The organism is Dietzia sp. DQ11-44, from assembly GCF_014145205.1.
Lineage (GTDB): Bacteria > Actinomycetota > Actinomycetes > Mycobacteriales > Mycobacteriaceae > Dietzia > Dietzia natronolimnaea.
Window position 1 is genome coordinate 1 of the sequence record NZ_JAALEC010000464.1, and the last position, 2,592, is coordinate 2,592.

At 70.1% G+C, this 2,592-nt stretch carries 3 protein-coding genes; 1 reads left to right on the forward strand and 2 read right to left on the reverse strand.

What is annotated here, in order from left to right:
* The coding region (locus G6018_RS11910) for an enoyl-CoA hydratase-related protein (protein ID WP_182610094.1) at positions 1-586 on the reverse strand (586 nt) is incomplete at its 3' end.
* A 42-nt stretch (positions 587-628) separates the two neighbouring features.
* Positions 629-1,846, reverse strand: coding sequence for an acetyl-CoA C-acetyltransferase (locus G6018_RS11915; protein ID WP_095718890.1), 1,218 nt, complete (start codon positions 1,844-1,846; stop codon positions 629-631).
* 162 nt (positions 1,847-2,008) lie between these two features.
* Here G6018_RS11915 and G6018_RS11920 point away from each other — a divergent pair.
* Positions 2,009-2,592 (forward strand): TetR/AcrR family transcriptional regulator (locus G6018_RS11920; protein WP_182639707.1); only part of this gene is annotated, 584 nt, incomplete at its 3' end.

Below are 2,592 nucleotides of genomic sequence, written 5' to 3' on the forward strand. Positions count from 1 at the left end.
CGGCCACCAGCTCGTCGACGAGCCCGAGCTCGTGGGCCCTGCCCGGACGCAGGCGCCTGCCCTCGAGCAGCACCTCCGTCAGGGCCGTGGCCACACCGAGCATGCGCACGGTGCGGACGATCCCGCCGCCACCGGGCAGCAGACCGAGGCTCACCTCGGGTAGGCCCAGCTGGATCGCGGGCGAGTCCACCACGATCCGGTGGTGGGTGGCCAGCGCGATCTCGAGACCGCCGCCGAGCGCGGCACCCGCGATGGCGGCCACGACGGGCTTACCCAGGGTCTCCAGTCGCCGCAGTGGCGCCTTGGCCCGCTCGACGGTGGCCACGGCCAGGTCCGCCCCGTCAGCGGGGATCGACAGGATGTCGGCCAGGTCGCCGCCGGCGAAGAAGGTCTTCTTGGCGGAGGTCAGGATCACGCCGGTGATCTCGTCGACCTCGGAGGCGAGCCTGTCGACGGCCGCCTCCATGGACGCCAGGTAGTCGGCGTTCATGGTGTTGGCGCTCTGACCCGGATCGTCCATGGTGAGGACGACGACGCCGTCGGCGTCGCGCTCGTAGGTGATGGTGTTGGTGAATTCGCTGCTCATTGGGGTTTTTCTCGTCCTTGTCAAGGCTGGCGGCCGGGTCGTCTACAGGCGTTCGATGATGGTGGCGATGCCCATGCCGGCACCCACGCACAGGGTCGCGAGGGCGTAGCGGGCGTCGCGGCGTTCCAGCTCGTCCAGGGCGGTGCCGAGGATCATCGCGCCGGTCGCGCCGAGGGGGTGCCCCATGGCGATCGCGCCGCCGTTGACGTTGATCTTCTCCATGGGGACCCCGAGGTCCTTGGCGAATTTCATCGGCACGGCGGCGAACGCCTCGTTGACCTCGAACAGGTCGATGTCGTCGATCGTCAGGCCGGCTTTGGCGAGGGCCTTGCGGGCGGCCGGGGTGGGGCCGGTGAGCATGATCGTGGGCTCCGAACCGATGACGGCGGCCGAGACGATCCTGGCGCGCGGCGCGAGGCCGTTGCGCTCGCCGGCCTCGGCGTTGCCGATGAGCATCGCGGTGGCACCGTCGACGATCCCGGAGGAGTTCCCGGCGTGATGGACGTGGTCGATGCGCTCGACCGAGTGGTACTTCTGCAGCGCCACGGCGTCGAAACCGGCCTGCTCACCGAGCGCCGCGAACGACGGCCGGAGTGACGCGAGATCGTCGGCGGTGGTGCCCCGCCGGATGTGCTCGTCATGGTCGAGCACGACCAGACCGGCGGAGTCGACCACCGGGATGACCGAGCCCGCGAAGCGGCCCTCGTCCCAGGCGGCGGAGGCGAGCTCCTGCGACCGCGCGGCGAACTCGTCGACGTCCCCGCGGGAGAAGCCCTCGATCGTGGCGATGAGGTCCGCGCCGATCCCCTGCGGGACGAACGAGGTGGAGTAGTTGACCCGGGGGTTCTGCGCCCAGGCGCCGCCGTCGGAGCCCATCGGGACCCGCGACATCGACTCCACGCCACCGGCGACGACGAGGTCCTCCCACCCCGCGCGGACCTTCTGCGCGGCCAGGTTCACGGCCTCGAGCCCGGAGGCACAGAAGCGGTTCTGCTGCACCCCGGCCACCGTCTCGGGCAGTCCGGCGGCGAGGGCCGCGATGCGGGGCAACACCGCGCCCTGCTCACCGACCGGACCGACGATGCCCATGACGACGTCCTCGATCTGTGCGGGATCGAGACTGCTGTTGCGCTCGACCAGCGAACGCAGCACGCCGACGGCGAGGTCGATCGGGGCGACGCTGTACAGCGAACCGCTGGACTTGCCCTTACCGCGTGGCGTGCGCACCGCGTCGTAGATGTAGGCCTCGGGCACTGACATGGGTGGGTTGTCCCTTCCGTCCCGAGCCGGTCTGCGACGACGCACTCGAGACACTCACATGGATTCGATCACATATATCTGTGAATTCGGGTTTACTATGGCCACTGTATCCGCTGTTGTCAAGATCACACCCCGATCCGCCCTCACGAGATCCGAGAGGTCATGACGTCGTCACCACCACTGCCCACGAGGTTCCCGGACGCCCCTCCACCGGGGTCCCGACGTGCGGAGATCGCGCTGGCCGCGGCCGAGGAGTTCACTCGACGCGGATACCACGCGACCCGTGTGGAGCACATCGCGGATCGACTCGCGGTGACCCCCGGTGCGCTGTACCGGTACGTCCCGGGCAAGTACGCGATGTTCCGAGACGCGGTCGCCACGCTCGTCGGGGAACTCGACGCCGCCACGTCCGGTTCCGATGACCTCGACCACCTGGTCGACTCGGTCACCCGGGCGACACTGACCCACCGCTCCCGCGCCGCGCTGTACCGCTGGCAGATCCGGTATCTCACGCCGGAGGACCGGGCGGCGGTCGTGGCGGCCGACATCCGGATCCGCCAGCGATTCTCCGACGCGATCCGCGGACACGGCGCTGTCGCCCGGACCGGGACCCGGGGCGCGGCCGGCGCCATCCTCGCCTGCATCGCCTCGCTCGGCCATCACCGCATCGAGGTCACCGAAGCGGGCGCGGTGGCGCTGATGCAGTCGATCGCGGCGGACCTGGCCGGATCCACCCCGGGCGTCAG

Bases quoted from the DNA above. Each gene is read 5' to 3' on its own strand.
- G6018_RS11915 (WP_095718890.1), bottom strand. From the start codon at position 1,846: ATGTCAGTGCCCGAGGCCTACATCTACGACGCGGTGCGCACGCCACGC.